Source organism: Croceicoccus sp. Ery5, assembly GCF_020985325.1.
GTDB lineage: Bacteria > Pseudomonadota > Alphaproteobacteria > Sphingomonadales > Sphingomonadaceae > Croceicoccus.
This window is the reverse complement of record NZ_CP087587.1, coordinates 3,223,855-3,241,029: the sequence shown is the minus strand read 5'-3', so window position 1 is coordinate 3,241,029 and position 17,175 is coordinate 3,223,855. Positions and strand designations below refer to the sequence as shown.

Sequence of the window (17,175 nt, the reverse complement as noted above, 5' to 3'; positions counted from 1 at the left end):
CCGGCCCGCCATTTCCGGCATCCGCCCGCGCCATGTCCGAACTTCTTACGCTCTTCCACGAACAGCCGCTTTGGGCGCAATCGGCCATCGGCCTTGTGCTGCTGGCGCTGACGGCGCTGGTCGTCAATTTCCTGCTGAAGAAGGTGCTGCTGCGCGCCGCGGCGCCATTCCTCGACACGCGCAGCCTGACGGCGGATCGCGCGGCGGCGCGGCTGGCCAATGTCGCGCCGACCATGGTGGTGGGCAATGGCATCAATCTGGTGCCAAACCTGCCCGACAAGGCGGTGATCGTCGTCCACAATGTCTGCAACGCGCTGATCGTGGTGTTCATCGCCTTCGCCATCAGCGGGGCGCTGGACTATGTGAACGAACTCTACGCGCGCAGGCCCGAGGCGAAGAACCGGCCGATCAAGGGCTATGTGCAGGTGGTCAAGATCGCCGTCTATTGCGGCGCGGCGATTCTGGCCATTGCGACACTGATGGACCGGTCGCCGCTGCTGCTGCTGTCCGGTCTTGGCGCGATGGCGGCGGTGCTGCTGCTGGTGTTCAAGGACACGATCCTGTCGCTGGTCGCATCGGTGCAGATCGCGTCGAACGACATGCTGCGCGTGGGCGACTGGATCGAGATGCCGTCGATGAGCGCGGACGGCGATGTGATCGATATCGCGCTGCACACGGTCAAGGTGCAGAATTTCGACAAGACGATCACCACGATCCCCACGCACAAGCTGATTACCGACAGCTATCGCAACTGGCGCGGCATGACCGAGGCGGGCGGCCGCCGCATCAAGCGCGCGATCCATATCGACCAGAGCGCGATCCGCTTCATGTCGGACGAAGAGGCCGACGGGCTCCGCCGGTTCCGCATTCTTGGTCCCTATCTGGCGGCGAAAGAGGCCGAGCTGGGCGAATGGAACGCGAAAAATGCCGGTGAAACGCATTCAGGCGAAAGCCCCGTCAACGCGCGCCGCCTGACCAATATGGGCACATTTCGCGCCTATGTGGTCGCCTATTTGCAGAAACACCCGCATGTGCGCGCGGATATGACGATCATGGTCCGGCAGTTACCGCCCGCGCCAGAGGGTCTGCCGCTGGAAATCTATTGCTTTACCGACACGACCGCGTGGGGCGAGTATGAGGCGATCCAGTCGGATATTTTCGACCATCTGATCGCGATCCTGCCCGAATTCGGCCTGCACCTCTATCAGCAGCCCAGCGGCATGGATATGCGCGCGGGTCTGGCAGGGGCATCGGACAAGGCATGACCGGCGCGGGCCTGATGCCCGCGCCGGTCGGCACCCTGATTACCAGTCATAGGCCTTGGGCAGATCGCTGCGATCGAGGTCGCGATAGCGGTTGCGCAATGCGCTTTGATGATTGTCGAGCGGTTGTTCCACCCCGTCGATCCACACGCGTTCGGGGGCAGAGGACAGTTCCAGCGGATCGCCGTCCCACACCACCACATCGCCATGCGCGCCGGGGGCGAGCACGCCTGCCTGTCCTTCCATCCCCGCGATCCTGGCGGGGACCGAGGTGATGGCGGCGAACGCTTCGCCCCATGTCAGGCCGGTCGCGCCGGGCACTTTTTGCAGGCCCACCAGATTGCCCGCATATTGCGGGGCCTGACGCGGCTGGAAATCGTCGGAGAACGGGCCGATGGCGACGGTCACGCCCGCGTCCTTCATCCGGCCGATATTGCTTTGCGTCGCGGCCAGCTCCTCGAACGCGACGGGCAGATCGTCCAGCGCAAAGGCGATGACGGGAACGCCCGCCGCCGCGATGTCCTGTGCAGCCAGCCAGCCTTCGTGCGCGCCCACCAGCACAAGGTCGAGCTTGGGAAACTCACCCTTCAGCGCCAGCACCGAACGGATGTCGGCCGCGCGGTCGACCTGCACGTAAAGCGGCTGTGTCCCGTTCACCACCGGCACCAGGGCGGCAGCGTCGAAACGGGTCAGCAGCGCATCGGACCCGCGATCGGCATTGCTTTCCACCATGCGCGGATCCTTGGCCGAAGATGCGCCCGAACGCGCGCCATATTCCTTCGCCTCGCGCAGGGCGTTGCGCAGCAGCGCATGGGCCGCCGTGCGGCTGCCGCCCGCAAGCCGCGCGCCGGTTTCGTCGAGGTTGATGAACTGGAACGCCCGCGCCTTGGTCACCGCATTGGCATCGGACCCAAGATCGATGATCGCGCCCTGGCCCGAAAAGATCGTATTGCCCGCCGTGCCGATCACGCTGGCGCGGGTGACCCCGCCCATGCGGCTGACAAGGATATGCTGCGACTGGGGATTGATCGCGACCGACATGTCGAGCGCGGCGGAAAACGGCGAGCCGTCCGCCTCGCGGTCGTTGCTTTCGCTGACGGCGGCAACGTCCCACAGGCCCAGATCGGTGACGGCGGCGAACAGGCCGGGGGTGACCCATTTGCCGGTGCCGTCCACGACCGGAACGCCGGCCGGCACGGCGACGCCCGCGCCTGCCGCCACGACCTTGCCGCCGCGCACGACGACGGTGGCGTTTTCGACCGGCTCGCTTCCGTCGCCGGTCGCAACGGTCGCGCCGGTGATGGCCATGTCCTGCGCCGCAGCGGGGGCGGCGATGGCGGCGCAAAGCGCAAATGCGCTGATCAGCCTTTTCATTTCACATCTCCCTCACCGGGCTGGCCCAGTTCGAAATCGCTGACGGGGCGGCGTTTGGGATCGCTGGAATCGAACATCAGCGCGCCGTCGATCCACACCTTCTCAGGCCGCGAATAGACCGATAGCGGATTGCCGTTCCACAGCACCACATCGGCGTTCTTGCCGGTTTCAAGGCTGCCGGTAACGCCGTCGATGCCCATGGCCTTCGCCGGATTATGCGTGATCCAGCCGATCACCTTGCCGTCGGGAATATCGATGCCCATGCGCCTGCCCGCGGCCTGCGCCTTGGCAGCTTCCTGATTAAGGCGCTGGATACCGTCCTGATCGTCGGAGTGGATGACGACGCAAGCGCCCGCATTCTCGATCAGGGCGGCATTTTCGAGGATGCCGTCATAGGCCTCCATCTTGAAGCCCCACCAATCGGCCCAGACGGCCGAACAAATGTCGTTCTCGCGCAGCAGGTCGGCGATTTTATAGCTTTCGACCGCATGGTGGAAGGTCGATACCTTATAGCCGAATTCCTTGGCCATATCGATCACCAGCGCCATCTCGTCCGCGCGGTAGCAATGGTTGTGAACCTGTATCTCGCCGTCGAGCACGGCCTTCAGCGTTTCCTTGGCCAGATCGCGGTCGCTGCCGTCGTAATCCTGCGCGTCGATCCACGTCTGCCGGTTCACCGCGAAATTGCCCATGCGGGTCGAAGGCGCCTGCCCCCTGCCGCCATAGACGCGCTTGGGGTTTTCGCCGCAGGCCATTTTCAGCCCATAGGGCGCATCGGGAAATTTCATCCCCTGCACGGTCAGCGCGGGCACGTTCTTCAGCGTAACCGAACGCCCGCCCATCAGATTCGCCGAACCGGGCAGTATCTGCAGCGCGGTAATCCCGCCATTGGCCAATGCGCGCGAAAATCCCGGGTCCTGCGGCCAGACCGAATGTTCGGCCCAGACTTCGGGGGTGGTGGGCGACGTCGCCTCGTTCCCGTCGCTATGCGCGCCGACATCGGGCGAGGGATAGTCGCCAAGGTGCGAATGGATGTCGATGATGCCGGGAGTGACGAACTTGCCCGTCCCGTCGATCCGGTCATAGCCCGCGGGTACGGCGAGCGATGCATCGCCGATGCCGGTGATCCTGCCGTTTTCGAACAGCACGGTGGCATTCGCGATCTCGCCCCCCATGCCGTCGAACACGGTCGCGCCGGTCAGCGCGGTCGGTCGGCCCGGATAGGGGGTGTATGTCGACGGATAGGGCTGGGACGATACCGGCGCGGACGACGCCGATTGCGTGCCCGTCTGGTCGGCGGCGCAGGCCGAAAGCGCCATTGCGGCGCAGGCCAGCAGCGCGGCTTTGGTGACGAAACTTCTGGAAGGCAAGGTCAGGCTCCCTTTTCCGAAAGGGTGGGGCGGTTCGTACCATTCGCGCGATGTGCAAGGATGGTATCAGTTGAACCTATCTCTTGCCTTGGCCGCCGCGGTCAAGGGCTCTTGCGTTCTCACCAGCGGATCAGCGGCAGGATCGATGCGTTGTCGTCGGTCCATGGCTGGTGGCTGGCGGGCGGCAATTGCGCCCATGACGGGCCCTCGGCTTCGACAAGCCGGTTGTATGCATCGCCATCGCGGGTCAGCGCGATCCACAGCGATGGGGTGGTGCCGGCGGCCAGATTGTCGGTATCGGTGCGCATCGCGCCATGCCAGCGGCCCTTTTTCGCCAATGCGGCCACCATGGGCGCAAGGTCGAGATAGCGGTTCGAAACATGGACCAGCAGCAGACCGTCACCGGCCAGCGCATCGCCGTAGATATCGAACGCCTCTTGCGTCAGCAGATGGACGGGGATTGCGTCGGACGAGAACGCGTCGATGGCCAAAAGGTCAAGGCTGTCATGCGCCGCGCGATCCAGCGCGATGCGCGCGTCGCCGATCACGATGCGCGCATCGGGCGTGCAATCGGACAGAAAGCTGAATTCGCCTTTTTCCGAAAAGCGCACGACCTGCCGGTCGATCTCGTAAAAAACCCATTGCTGGGCGGGCTTGCGATAGCAGGCCAGCGTGCCCACCCCCAGCCCGACGATGCCGACCCGCGCATCTTCGGGTGCCTGTTGCAGCGCGATGCCGATACCCGATGTGGTACCGTAATAGCTGGTCGGATCGTCCTTTTTCGCGGGGTCGGTGAATTGCTGGCCATGCAGCGTGGTGCCATGGGTCAGGTAACGCAGCGCGCCGCTGGGCGAGTTTTCGATGTGATAGGCCCCGAAATAGCTGCGCGCCCGGTCTCCGTCGAGGCTGGACCGGATCGTCGACCAGCCCAGATGCCCCAGCATCAGCATCGCCAGCACCGGCACGTAAAGCGCGCGGCGCGATGCGACGACCAGCCCGATGCAGGCGATCAGCCCGATGAAACCCGCGACCCGCGCATTCATGCCGTAAACGGCAGCCTGCGAAAGCTCGTACGCCAGCCACGCCGTCAGCAAAAGCGCACCCGCCGCCAGCGCGGCCGAGCGCCAGTCGCGCCGTTTCAGCAGAGGGGTAACAACGGGCAGCTCCAGCGGCCGCAACAGCATGGCCGCCGCGATCAGCAATATGGCATGTTCATAAATCCAGTCGAACACCAAAGGCGCGATCAGGGCGCAGAAAATACCGCCGATCGCTCCGCCCAGCGCGGTCATCAGATAAAACAGTGTCAGATGGCGCGGATCGGGGCGCAGGTCGAACAGCCGCATGTGCAGCGCTACCGCGACCAGAAACAACAGCGCCGCCATGGCGATGGCGATTTCCATGCTGGCCTGTCCGGCGGGCGACAGGGCCAGCGCGCCGACGAACAGCAGGGTAATCGGCGCGACGGCCGAAAGATGCCCCGCCAGCGTCCCCTCTTCGCTGAACGCGACCGAAAAGCTGAGGAGATAGAGCCCCAGCGGGATAACCCACAGCATCGGCGCGGCCATGATATCGGTCGTCAGCAGTGTGGTGGTCGACAGCATCAGACCCGACGGCACCGCCGCCAGCGCCAGCCATAGCGCCATCAGCCCCGGCGTTACTTCGGGTGCCTCGCGCTCTTCCTCATCGGGCGCGACATATTCGGCGAAATCGCTGCTGGCATGCCAGCGCGACCAGCCAGCAAAGCCGACCATCGCGATCAGCGCGACAAAGCCCGCGCTCCACAAATGGCTTTGCGTGGCCAGCGGCATCGTCGGCTCGAAGATCAGCGGATAGGCGATCAGCCCGCCGAAACTGCCCAGATTGGATGCGCCATACAGCACATAGGGATCGCCCGCTTCGGGAGAGGCGGCGAACCAGCGCTGCATCAGCGAGGCCTGCGACGACAGCATGAAGAACACCGGCCCGATCGACAGCAGGAACAGGGCGGGCACCCACAATGCCTCCCACCCCGGCGCAGCGGACGGCAGCGGGTATAGTGCAATGGGCAGGGTCAGCGCCGCGGCGACCAGCAGCGCCAGATGCAGCACGATCTGCCGCCGCATCGGTTGATGCGCGATGGCATGGCTGTAGAGATAGCCGCCGAGCAACAGCAACTGGAACACCACCATCGCGCTGTTCCAGACATTGGGCGCGCCGCCGACCACCGGAAGCGCGAAACGCGCGACCATCGGCTGGATCAGGAACAGCAGGAAACTGCCGGTCAGGATCGTGGCGACGAACAGGTTCTGGCGCGCGAAAATGCTGCGCGGCGGCCTTGCAACGGCTTCGGTCATCGGGAAATCGCCCTCATCGCCGATATGCATAGGGGATTGGCTGGCCCATGCAATGTGGTGTGCAATTGGGGGCGCCATTGGGGGCGCCAGCCGGATCTGGGGAATATTCCCTGCGTTTGAGCAGTTGCAGGAAGGGGCGCGCTTGGCCTAAGGCGCGGCTTGGTATGAATGGCGGCCACGGGCTGCGACAGCAAAGGGCACGACATGTCGGTTTTGAAGGGCAAGCTTGTCACACTGATTGGCGGTAGCGGCTTTTTCGGAACGCATGTGGCGCAGGCCCTGCTGGAACGCGGCGCGCGGTTGCGGGTGGCATCGCGCAATCCCAAGGATGCGTTCTCGCTGCGTCCGCTGGCCAATCTGGGCCAGATCCAGTTCGCGCGCTGCGACATCCGCAGCGAGGCTTCGCTGGCGGCGGTGATCGACGGGGCCGATGCGGTGGTCAATCTTGTCGGCGCGTTCGCAGGCGATTTAAATGCGGTAATTGGCGAAGGCGCGGGCGATGTCGCGCGGACCGCGGCGGCCAAGGGTGTATCGGCACTGGTCCATGTATCGGCCATCGGCGCCGATGCGGCATCGGACATCGATTACCAGAAGTATAAGGGCGAGGGCGAACAGCATGTTCTGGCCGCTTTCCCCAAGGCGACCGTGCTGCGCCCCTCGATCCTGTTCGGATCGGACGATCACTTCCTCAACATGTTCGGCGGGATGATCGCTGTCATGCCGGTGATGCCCGTGTTCGCGCCCGACGCGAAATTGCAGCCCCTGTTCGTCGACGACGCGGCAGAGGCGGTGGTGGCTGCGCTGGAAGATCCGGCCAAACACGGCGGCAAGATTTACGAGATTGCAGGCCCCGAAGTGGTCACCATGCTGGAACTGAACGAGCGGATTGCCGCCGCGCAGGGCCGCAATCGCCATTTCGCCGCGCTGCCCGATATGGTCGGATCGGCCATCGCCACGGTTTCGGGTTTCCTGCCCGGCGCGCCGATCAGCGGCGACCAGTACAAGATGCTGGCGCAGGGCAATGTGGCCAGCGACGATATGCCGGGGATCGCAAAGCTGGGCATCCAGCCCCGTCCGCTCAGCCTGTTCCTGGACCGCTGGATGGTCCGTTATCGCAAGCATGGCCGGTTCGGCGACGAACGCACGGCCTGAATTCCCGGACCCTGAATTACTGGACCCCGAATTCGTGCTCTAGGCGTTGACGTCGGCGTAATGGCGCGGCGGCGGGACGCCGTCGACCTTGTCCGACAGCAGCGGTTGAAAGCTGGGCCGGCTTTTCAGCACCGAATACCAGCCGCGCGTGGATTCGTGGCCGCGCCAGTCGATCCCGCCCAGATAATCGACCACCGAAATCTGCGCCGCCGCCGTCAGATCGGCCAGGCTCATCGTTGCGCCCGCCAGCCAGCGGCGGTGGTCGATCAGATAATCGCAATAATCGAGATGCTGGTCCGCCAGCCGCATGGCATCGCGCAGCGCGCGCGAATCGGGCGCCTGTTTCAGCACCACCCGCTTGGCATAGCGTTCCGTGAGGAGCGGGGCCGTGACATCGCCCCAGAAATTTTCGTCGAACAGCGCGACCAGACGGCGGATTTCGGCCCGGTTGGCGGCAGGCCCGTTGATCATCGGGTTCTTTTCGACCGTCTCTTCCAGATATTCGGCAATCGCGCGGCTGTCGGCAAGGACGGTGTCCTTTTCCTCATGCCGCAAGGCAGGGGTGCGCCCCGCCGGATTGATCAGATAGAATTCGTCGCGCAAGGCCCACGGATTTTCGGGCTCCAGCGTATAGGGCACGCCCTTTTCGCTCATCAACAAGCGCAGCTTGCGACTGAACGGGCATAAAGCGAAGTGATGAAGCCGCCACATGGCTGTTGAAAATTCGTCCCTCGATTGCCTTTCGCCGGCGATCCCTGTCCCTCTCGCACCGCCTGCGAATCCACTTTTTCGATAGACTCCTGTCATGGGGCCGCGTCAACAAGGCTTACCAATAATAGTGTGCCTGTTCATAAGGTGTTGCGTGGCTTTGCGGCAGCAGGGGGCAGGACAGACGGGCCGTTCTTGCCAAAGGCGCTTGTGCGCCAAGCCGCCATTTGCGATGGCACCGCCCTTATGGCGGACGCACGCATCATCGATATCACTCTGGACGAGGCCACGATCGTGTGGCGCAATCCGGATATCGAGCAGGAACGCCGCGTCGCCATCTTCGACCTGATCGAGGAAAACAGCTTCAAACCGCTGCGGTCGTGGGAGGCGGGGCATCAGGGCCCCTATCGCCTTGCGCTGTCGGTGGTCGACGGCAGGCTGTCGATCGCGGTGAAGGACGAGGATGACCGTCCGCTGGAAACTTTGCTGCTGGGGCTGGCGCGGTTCCGCCGCCCGATCCGCGAATATTTCGCCATATGCGACAGCTATTATCAGGCGATCCGCAAGGCGACGGCGGGCGAGATCGAGACGATCGACATGGCGCGGCGCGGCATTCACAACCGTTCGACCGAATTGCTGATGGAGCGGCTGGAAGGCAAGGTCGAAACCGATTTCGCCACCGCGCGCCGCCTGTTCACGCTGATCTGCGTGCTGCATATCCGGGGCTGATGGCTAAAATCGTGAAGAAATACAGGCGTATATGGCGTGTGGGCGCGGTCGTGCTGGCGGGCGCGTTGCTGACGGGCGCGGGATCGGCATGGTGGCGCGCCGCGCATTGGGAACCGTCCGCCAAAGCCTATCCGGTACAGGGCGCATGGCTGGACCAGCGCCACGATGCGCGCACTGTGCTGACCCTTGCCGAAGGGGGCGCGGATGGCGCGCCGCTGGTCCGTTTTCTCTATGCCACGGCCAGCATCGGCGCATCGGGCCGCAACGACCGCTTTGCCGAAGAGCGCGAGCGGGCGGGGCGTTCGGGCCTGCCCGTCGGGGCGGTGCATGTGTTCGACCCCTGCGTCCCTGCCGACCGGCAATCGGCCAATTTCGTCACTCTGGTCCCGCGCGACGGCGATCTGCTGCCGCCCGCGGTGCGGCTGGACGCCACCGGCGAGGATTGCCCGCGCCCCGTTCGCGCTGCCGAGGTGGAGAGCGAGCTGGTCACCTTCCTCAACCAGATCGAGGCGCATACAGGCCGCCGCGCCATTCTGGCCCCCAGCGCCGCGTTCGAGGAAGCCTATGGCTTTGGCGGGCGGTCCCGGCGTCCGCTGTGGCTGACGCAGGACCGCGCGGAACCGGCCTATGCGGGCGGGAACTGGACGATCTGGACGGCGAACAGCGCGCTCAGCCTGCCGCAACTGGACATGTCCGTCGGCTGGCTGGTGATGCGCAGCGATCCCGCCGAAGAGGCGGGCTGAGGCAATATCTTGCACAGTTAGCTGCATGCCAAGGCTTGCCCCCGCGCGGGGCGATTGGGCAGACCGGCGCGCAAAGTATTGATCGGAGCAATGATGGCGATTCTCTCGGACCGGTGGATCCGCGAACAGGCACAGGCAAGCGGCATGATCGAACCGTTTGTCGAGGCGCAGCGGCGCGACGGCTGTATTTCCTATGGCCTGTCGTCCTATGGCTATGACGCGCGCGTCGCGGACGAGTTCAAGATCTTCACCAATGTCGACAGCGCGGTGGTGGACCCCAAGGATTTCGCCGCCAACAGCTTTGTCGACCGGCAGACCGATGTCTGCGTGATCCCGCCCAACAGCTTTGCGCTGGCCCGCACGGTCGAATATTTCCGCGTGCCGCGCGACGTGCTGGTCATCTGCCTTGGCAAAAGCACCTATGCGCGCTGCGGCATCATCGTGAATGTCACCCCGCTGGAACCGGGCTGGGAAGGGCATGTCACGCTGGAATTTTCCAACACCACACCGCTGCCCGCCAAGATCTATGCGAACGAAGGCGCGTGCCAGTTCCTGTTCCTGAAAGGGAACGAGCCGTGCGAGGTGAGCTATGCCGACCGCACGGGCAAATATATGGGGCAGCGCGGTGTGACGCTGCCCCGATTATAGAACTGGCCCGTCTATAGTTCTGGCTCGCTTATAAGTTCGCCCCGTTAAAGGCGATCAATCCAGATCGGCGGCGCTGTGCCGCTCGGCAATGCCGCCCGCGACACGATCGGGCGAAGCATTGACGCGCAGGCCGCGCCGCACGGCGGCGCGCGCATCGATGGCGCTTGCCCAGCGCTGCACGTTTTCATAGCTGGCGACATCGAGGAACTCGGCCGCGTTATACTGGCGGCCCAGCGCCAGTTGCCCGTGCCATGCAAAGATCGCGATATCGGCAATCGAATAATCGCCCGCCATGAATTCACGGGTCGCCAGGTGCTGGTCCAACACGTCGAGCTGGCGCTTCACTTCCATCGTATAGCGGTCGATGGGATAGCGGTAACGCTCGGGCGCATAGGCATAGAAATGGCCAAATCCCCCGCCCAGCAGCGGCGCGGTGCCCATTTGCCACATCAGCCATGACAGCATCTCGGCCCGAAGCGCGGGATCGGTGGGCATGAACGCGCCGAATTTCTCGGCCAGATGCAACAGGATCGCGCCCGATTCGAATACGCGGAACGGCGTGTTTCCGCTGCGGTCCATCAGCGCGGGAATCTTGGAATTGGGGTTCACCGCGACAAAACCGCTGGTGAACTGGTCCTGCTGCATGATCTCGATCTTCCACGCGTCATATTCCGCGCCTGCGTGTCCGGCGGCCAGCAATTCCTCGAACAGGATCGTCACCTTTTGCCCGTTGGGCGTGCCCAGCGAATAGAGCTGGAACGGATGCTCGCCCACGGGCAGATCGCGCTCTTCGCGCGCGCCTGCGGTGGGACGGTTCAGCGCGGCGAATTGTCCGCCGTTCTCGCCTTCCAGTTTCCAGACCTTGGGCGGGGTATAGATGTCGTTCATTGCGGAAGGCTCCTGCGGAAAATCTCATGGGCCGGTCATGTGCGCGCCGGGGGCTTGGCACGGCGGGATGCGGGGGCGATATGGGGTCGATGATCAAAGACGCAATCGCCGCCGGAATTTACAGCGATAATGCGGCGCTTCGCCGCGCTGCGACAGGTGGAGCGGCACTTTGCACCATCACCGCCATCGACGGCAGCTTTTCGCGCAGGCTGGGCGCGCAAATGGCGATCGGGGCGGACGGTGCCATTACCGGCAGCATGGCCGACGGCTGTCTCGAAGCCGCGCTGACGCATCACGCGGCAGAGGCGGCGGAAGACGGCAAGCCGCGCTTTCTGCATTTCGGCGGCGCGGGCGATCCGATGGATTTGCGCCTTCCGTGCGGATCGCGCATCGCGGTGACGGTCGATCCCGCGCCCGACCGTGCGGTGCTGGCGGCGGCGGTGGAGGCGCTGGATGCGCGCCAATGTGCCGAACTGGCGGTGCCAATGGCCGATGGCGACACATTTTTGCGCCCCTTCCGCCCCGAATTGCGCATCGTCGCCATCGGCACCGGCCCCGAACTCGCCGCGTTCGAGGCATTGGCTGCGGCACATGGCGCGATCGTCGACGCGGTCCGTCCGTTCGGCGAGGGAGTCGGCTGCGGCGTAGCGGATGGCCTGTCGCTGGGCGCCGCGCCCGACCTGCCGCTCGATCCGTGGAGCGCGGTGGTGGTGCTGTTCCACGATCACGAATGGGAACGCGCGATCATCCCGTGGGCGGTTGCCAGCGACGCATTCTATGTCGGCGCACAGGGCGGCGCGCCCACGCGCGATGCGCGGCTGGCGCATCTGGCGGCGCTGGGGCTGGCCGACAGGGCGGCGGGGCGGTTGCACGGGCCGGTCGGGCTGATCGAGCGCGCGCGCGATCCGGCGGTGCTGGCACTGTCGGTTCTGGCCGAGATCGTCGCGCTGTATGAGGTGACCGGCCCGTGAAGGCACGCCGGTGATCGCGCCGCAGCGCGTCTTCGCGGCGACGCTGGCAGCCGGACTGGCGCGCCGTTTCGGCGCGGACAAGCTGGCGCAGCGGTGGGGCGAAACGGATATTCTGGGCGCTTCGCTGGCAGTGCTGGACGGGTTCGACTGGCTGGAGCGCGCGGTTGTTGAGCGGACAGGGCGCGCAATCACGGCGGGACGGATCATCGCCAACGATCAACCCGAACGCGGCATGGGCCATTCGCTGGCCCTTGCCGCGCTAGCGGCCGACGCGGCGGGGGCGGACTTTCTGCTGGTCACTCTGGGCGATATGCCGTGCCTGCGCGCGGCCAGCCTCGACCGCTTGTTGCAAGCCTGTCCCGACCGCGCCGATGCCATGGCGTCGCTTTGCGCGCCAGGCGCGCCGCCCACGCCGCCTGCCGTTTTTGGTCGGGGCTGGTTCGGGCGAATAGCCCGTTTCGACAGCGACAAGGGCGCGCGCGACCTGTTGCGCGATCCCGCGAACGGGGCGGTTCTGGTGCCGCTCGACCCTGCCGAGGCCGTCGATATCGACACGCCCGAAGACCTTGCCCGCCGCCATGGTGACGAATAGGTCCGTGCCTGTCATGTAGCGGTAAGAATTGCGAAATAGCGGAAGCATCCATGACCGATATTAACCGACGCCGCTTCCTTGCGGCCACCAGCGCCTTTGCAGGGCTTGCCGCCAGCGGCTGCACCACCACCCCGTCGGGCCCCGCCGCCCCGCGCGCGCTGGTCTATGGCCAGCTGGCCAAAGACCCGAAGGGCGTGCTCGACCTGCCACAGGGTTTTTCCTATCGCGTGATCTCGAAACTGGGCGATGCGATGGACGATGGCGGCACCGTGCCCGACCGCGCCGATGGCATGGGATGTTTCCAGCTGGCCAATGGCCAGATCGCGCTGGTCCGCAATCACGAGCTGAAGCCGGAAAACGAAGCGGGCGGCCCCCTGACCAGCGGGTTCGGGCGCAGGAAAGACGGCACGGTATTGCCCGGCGGCACGACGACATTGGTGCTTAACCCCGAAACGCTGGCCGTCGAAAAGCAATATCGCTCGCTGGCCGGCACGATCCGCAATTGCGCGGGCGGGACGACCCCGTGGGGCAGCTGGCTGACATGCGAAGAGGCAAAGCTGGACGATGTGACCGAACCCGGCCACGGCTGGGTGTTCGAAGTGCCTGCCGCGCATGAAGGGCTGGTCGATCCCGTCCCGCTCAAGGCCATGGGCCGTTTCAATCACGAGGCTGCGGTGATCGATCCGGTCAGCGGCTATGCCTATCTGACCGAGGATCGCGACGACGGCCTGATCTATCGCTTCATTCCGGACGAACCGGGCAATCTGGCCGCAGGCGGACGGCTTCAGGCGCTGACGGGTATTGCCGACACGCGCAACTGGAAGGGCCGGATCACGATGAAGCCGGGTGAGCCGATCCCCGTCGGCTGGGTCGATCTGGACGACGTAGAGGCGCCCAGGGACGATCTGCGCCTGCGCGGCGCGGCCAAAGGCGCGGCGCTTTTTGCGCGCGGCGAGGGCATCCACATGGGGCCGGACGTTGCCGGTCGCAGCGAAGCCTATTTCTGCTGCACCAGCGGCGGGGCGGCGGGATACGGACAGGTGTTTCGCCTGATCCCCGGCGCGGATGGCGATATGCTGGAACTGTTTTACGAATCGACCGATCGGCACGATTTCTTTTACGGCGACAATCTGACCGTATCGGACAGCGGCCATCTGATCGTGTGCGAGGACAGCTATGACGATGTGGTCGACAACCATATCCGCGGCATCACGCCCGAGGGTGCGGCCTATCCGATTGCGCGGTTGACGATGCAGACCGAACTGGCAGGGGCCTGTTTCTCGCCCGATGGCAAGACTCTGTTCGTCAATGCCTTTAGTCCGACAAGGACATTTGCGATTACGGGACCGTGGGTCGCCTGAAGAACATATAACGCCGGTATCGCAACGGGCCTGCCGCCATGCGCGGTGGGCCCTTTTCCTATGCGCGGCCAGCTTTTTCCGCATGCGCGGAGTTGGGAAATGCGCCGGACGCACGCGCCCTTACGGGCACGTCCCATACATTCATTATGTTCGGAAAATGGAGCGGGCGAAGGGATTCGAACCCTCGACCCCAACCTTGGCAATCCGATTCTAACCTTACGCCACAGTTTCCGCCTATACGACTTTCTATGCTATTTCAAATAGATATTGATTTTCTTCTTCGCCGCCATATCCTGCAATTCGCCACGAAACGGCGTATTCTGGAGACAATATGGAGACAAAAGGTGCTCTCCGGAGCTTTGTCTCCAAATGGAGGCGGCAATGCCGACAGCCAAGCTGAACAAGCGCACGATCGATGCGCTCAAGCCCCCTGCTGAAAAGCAGTTCGTCCTGTGGGATAATGAGATCCGCGGGTTCGGTATTCGGGTGCTGCCATCAGGGCTCAAGACGTTCATTATCCAGTATCGAAACGCCGAAGGCATCAAGCGCCGCGTTAATCTTGGCCGCTTCGGCGTGCTGACGGTGGACCAGGCGCGCGATCTCGCGAAAATCAAGCTCGGCGCCGTGGCATCCGGTGAAGACCCGGCTGAAGACGCACGTCGCGCGCGCAACGAGATGAATGTCGCTGAACTGTGCGAATGGTATCTGACCGAAGCGCGCGCAGGCAGAATCCTCGGTCGCCGAAACCGGCCGATCAAGGAGTCATCGCTTGCGATGGATGAGAGCCGGATTCGGACCCATATCAACCCGCTGATTGGCAAGCGCATTGCCCGCCACCTGACGATTGCCGATGTCGAAGCGATGCAGGACGATGTGGCAAAGGGAAAAACCGGAAAGCCTCGCACCGGCGGACGCGGCGGTAAGGCGACCGGCGGCCGTGGTGTCGCGGCACGCTGCCTAACTACGATCCAGGCGATCCTGGGGCATGCGAAGCATAAAGGCCTGCTCGCAGAGCATCCGACCAAGGGCGCCAAGAAGCTTGCGGGAAACAAGCGGACAAGGCGCCTGAGCATCGCTGAGATCGAGACGCTGGGCAAGGCGATGGTCTTTGCGGAACAGCAAGGCGTAAGCCCAACCGGGATCGCTGTTATCAGGCTGCTGCTTCTGACCGGCTATCGACGCGAAGAAGGGCAAGCCATGCAGCGGGAATGGGTCAATCCGATGGGCGGCTTCGTCGCCTTTCCCGACACCAAGACCGGCGAGCAGGTCCGGGCGATCGGGCCGGAAGCGATCAAGGTGATCGTGGCGCAACCCCGGATCACCGGCAATCCCTATGTGTTTGCGGCGACAACGGGCGATGGACCCTTCACGGCTGTCAGCGCCTGCCTGCAACGCGTTTGCGGTTTTGCTGGCATTACGGGCGTCACACCCCACGTGCTTCGGCACACCTTTGCGAGCATTGCCGCCGAACTCGGTTTCTCGGAACTGACGATCCGCGCGATGCTGGGGCACGCCTCGCAGAATGTTACGCAGGATTACATCCACGTCGATGAAGCGCTGAAGCTGGCCGTGCGACGCACGTCCGACGAGATCGCCAAGTTGCTTGCCCAGGGCGCCGCCAAGCTCGACCGGCTGCGGCTCGTGGCCTGAGCGACAATGGGATCTGGACAAATGGTAACATATACGTTACTCTTAAGGCTGTGAGTTGATTGTACAGGAGTATATCCGCGAGGACGGCTCCTGCCCGTTCCGATCCTGGTTCGATGATCTCGATTCTCAGGCCGGGGCTAAGGTTGCGACGGCGATTGTCCGGCTGGAATTGGGCAATCTGTCGAACGTCAAATGGATCGGCGGCGGGCTCGGAGAATATCGGATCAATTGGGGACCGGGTTATCGGCTCTATCTGGCGCAGGACGGGAATGAGCTGATCATCCTGTTCGTCGGCGGAACGAAGAAGCGACAGCAGGCCGATATCAACGAGGCCACTGCATTGTTGAGGGAATATAAGGGCCGCAAGGCCCCTGCGAAGAAGGCCAGGAAGTAGCGACATGGTGCTGACACGGGATTTCAAGGAAACGGTAAAGGAGCGCGCCGCGCGCGATCCCGCTTTCGCCAAGGCCATGCTCGACGAAGCTGCGACGGCCTTCCTCAATGACGAGCCGCATGTCGCGCGGCTAATTCTGCGTGACCTAGTGAATGCATCGGTCGGTTTTGAAGCTTTGGCGGCCGAAACTCACCGGCCAAGCAAGAGCCTGCATCGAATGCTGTCGGAAAAGGGCAACCCGAGCATGGATAATCTCGCGGCCATTTTCGGAGCAGTGCGCAAGCGTCTCGGCGTCGTGATCGAAGCCCATGTCGTAGAAGCCGTCTGACTTATCAATATTCAGCCACCGCTTATTGTTTGCTTGCATCCAATTAAACAGAACGCCCATATTGTTATGGCGCTTTAAAACTCAAATTTCATACAATTTTTGACCGAACGTTCATCAACTTTTTTTAAACGTTTATTTTCTACAAGTTATTCCAACTTACTAAATCATCTATAATTATTTAAAATATTTTATAGACATCTATCATTTTTGATATAACATAACACTAAATTTATATCTTTACTGTCACGCCTTGGTTCTATATGAGGCAGGCATGGTCCGGCTGATTCGAGCTTTTCCCTTCAGGTCATTCCTGATGCTGCTTGCAGTGATCGGCGTGCTATTTGCCCCGGTCGCGGAAGCTCTGGAATGCTCGGCGGAAGACGTTCCAACGGTCGTCGAAATGATGGCTTCCCATTCGAATGGGGACGGGGAAACCGACAAGCAGCCAGCTGAGAAAAGCGCCACATGCGCACATGGCCATTGTCATCACACATCAACGGCGCTGGAACGCGGTCAAGCGTTTGATGCCCAGAGGTTCATGGCTTCCACGCGCCTTCCCTCGCGTGTGGCACGGCTCGCATCCGTAGAGCGCGACCTGCCGAAGCGCCCTCCTCGCGCCTGAATTTCCGCCACTGCGCCGTTCACGGCGCTTTGCGTAAATTCTTAGAGGAA

The 17,175-nt window shown here is 63.4% G+C and carries 17 protein-coding genes; 12 read left to right on the top strand and 5 right to left on the bottom strand.

What is annotated here, in order from left to right; all coding sequences use genetic code 11:
* The first annotated feature begins 32 nt into the window (after positions 1-32).
* On the top strand, positions 33-1,265 hold the full coding sequence (locus LOZ74_RS15475; RefSeq protein WP_230291910.1) for a mechanosensitive ion channel family protein: 1,233 nt from the start codon (positions 33-35) through the stop codon (positions 1,263-1,265).
* A 39-nt stretch (positions 1,266-1,304) separates the two neighbouring features.
* Here LOZ74_RS15475 and LOZ74_RS15470 read toward each other — a convergent pair whose 3' ends face one another.
* From LOZ74_RS15470 to LOZ74_RS15460, 3 genes are all read right to left on the bottom strand, one after another.
* Complete coding sequence (locus LOZ74_RS15470; RefSeq protein ID WP_230291909.1) at positions 1,305-2,636, bottom strand: amidohydrolase family protein; 1,332 nt, start codon at positions 2,634-2,636, stop codon at positions 1,305-1,307.
* Positions 2,633-3,955, bottom strand: coding sequence for an amidohydrolase (locus tag LOZ74_RS15465; RefSeq protein WP_230293923.1), 1,323 nt, complete (start codon positions 3,953-3,955; stop codon positions 2,633-2,635). The genes LOZ74_RS15470 and LOZ74_RS15465 overlap by 4 nt, the downstream gene beginning before the upstream one ends.
* Positions 3,956-4,125: 170 nt before the next feature.
* A complete protein-coding gene (locus LOZ74_RS15460; protein WP_230291908.1) occupies positions 4,126-6,369 on the bottom strand; it encodes a spermidine synthase in 2,244 nt (747 codons plus the stop codon).
* Between the two features lie 174 nt (positions 6,370-6,543).
* Between LOZ74_RS15460 and LOZ74_RS15455 the strand changes: the two genes are divergently transcribed.
* Complete coding sequence (locus LOZ74_RS15455) at positions 6,544-7,491, top strand: complex I NDUFA9 subunit family protein (protein ID WP_230291907.1); 948 nt, start codon at positions 6,544-6,546, stop codon at positions 7,489-7,491.
* Positions 7,492-7,530: 39 nt separating this feature from the next.
* On the opposite strand, the gene LOZ74_RS15450 is transcribed toward LOZ74_RS15455, so the two are convergent.
* Complete coding sequence (locus LOZ74_RS15450; protein ID WP_230279994.1) at positions 7,531-8,202, bottom strand: glutathione S-transferase family protein; 672 nt, start codon at positions 8,200-8,202, stop codon at positions 7,531-7,533.
* A 243-nt stretch (positions 8,203-8,445) separates the two neighbouring features.
* Between LOZ74_RS15450 and LOZ74_RS15445 the strand changes: the two genes are divergently transcribed.
* The 3 genes from LOZ74_RS15445 (at position 8,446) to dcd (ending at position 10,319) form a co-directional block, all read left to right on the top strand.
* On the top strand, positions 8,446-8,928 hold the full coding sequence (locus LOZ74_RS15445; RefSeq protein WP_230291906.1) for a UPF0262 family protein: 483 nt from the start codon (positions 8,446-8,448) through the stop codon (positions 8,926-8,928).
* Positions 8,928-9,671, top strand: coding sequence for a glycoside hydrolase family 25 protein (locus LOZ74_RS15440; RefSeq protein WP_230291905.1), 744 nt, complete (start codon positions 8,928-8,930; stop codon positions 9,669-9,671). Before LOZ74_RS15445 ends, LOZ74_RS15440 begins: the two co-directional genes overlap by 1 nt.
* Positions 9,672-9,764: 93 nt before the next feature.
* Positions 9,765-10,319 (top strand): dCTP deaminase, encoded by a 555-nt coding sequence (gene dcd, locus LOZ74_RS15435; RefSeq protein WP_230293922.1) that lies wholly within the window; start codon positions 9,765-9,767, stop codon positions 10,317-10,319.
* 54 nt (positions 10,320-10,373) lie between these two features.
* Here dcd and yghU read toward each other — a convergent pair whose 3' ends face one another.
* Entirely contained in the window at positions 10,374-11,207 is an 834-nt protein-coding gene (gene yghU, locus LOZ74_RS15430; RefSeq protein ID WP_230291904.1) for a glutathione-dependent disulfide-bond oxidoreductase, read from the bottom strand.
* Between the two features lie 89 nt (positions 11,208-11,296).
* On the opposite strand from yghU, the gene LOZ74_RS15425 reads away from it, so the two are divergent.
* The 7 genes from LOZ74_RS15425 to LOZ74_RS15395 all read left to right on the top strand — a co-directional run bounded on the left by LOZ74_RS15425 (position 11,297) and on the right by LOZ74_RS15395 (position 17,125).
* The gene (locus LOZ74_RS15425; protein WP_230291903.1) at positions 11,297-12,178 is read left to right on the top strand and encodes an XdhC family protein; all 882 of its coding nucleotides are present in this window, start codon (positions 11,297-11,299) and stop codon (positions 12,176-12,178) included.
* Positions 12,179-12,188: 10 nt separating this feature from the next.
* The gene (locus tag LOZ74_RS15420; RefSeq protein ID WP_230291902.1) at positions 12,189-12,770 is read left to right on the top strand and encodes an NTP transferase domain-containing protein; all 582 of its coding nucleotides are present in this window, start codon (positions 12,189-12,191) and stop codon (positions 12,768-12,770) included.
* Positions 12,771-12,820: 50 nt separating this feature from the next.
* The gene (locus LOZ74_RS15415; RefSeq protein ID WP_230291901.1) at positions 12,821-14,131 is read left to right on the top strand and encodes an alkaline phosphatase PhoX; all 1,311 of its coding nucleotides are present in this window, start codon (positions 12,821-12,823) and stop codon (positions 14,129-14,131) included.
* Positions 14,132-14,512: 381 nt separating this feature from the next.
* Positions 14,513-15,781: a site-specific integrase gene (locus LOZ74_RS15410; RefSeq protein ID WP_230291900.1), complete on the top strand. Its 1,269-nt coding sequence runs from the start codon at positions 14,513-14,515 to the stop codon at positions 15,779-15,781.
* Positions 15,782-15,836: 55 nt separating this feature from the next.
* Entirely contained in the window at positions 15,837-16,175 is a 339-nt protein-coding gene (locus LOZ74_RS15405) for a type II toxin-antitoxin system RelE/ParE family toxin (protein ID WP_046903654.1), read from the top strand.
* A gap of 4 nt (positions 16,176-16,179) precedes the next feature.
* Positions 16,180-16,503, top strand: coding sequence for a DNA-binding protein (locus tag LOZ74_RS15400; protein ID WP_230291899.1), 324 nt, complete (start codon positions 16,180-16,182; stop codon positions 16,501-16,503).
* Between the two features lie 271 nt (positions 16,504-16,774).
* A complete protein-coding gene (locus LOZ74_RS15395; RefSeq protein WP_230291898.1) occupies positions 16,775-17,125 on the top strand; it encodes a hypothetical protein in 351 nt (116 codons plus the stop codon).
* The last annotated feature ends 50 nt before the right edge of the window (positions 17,126-17,175 follow it).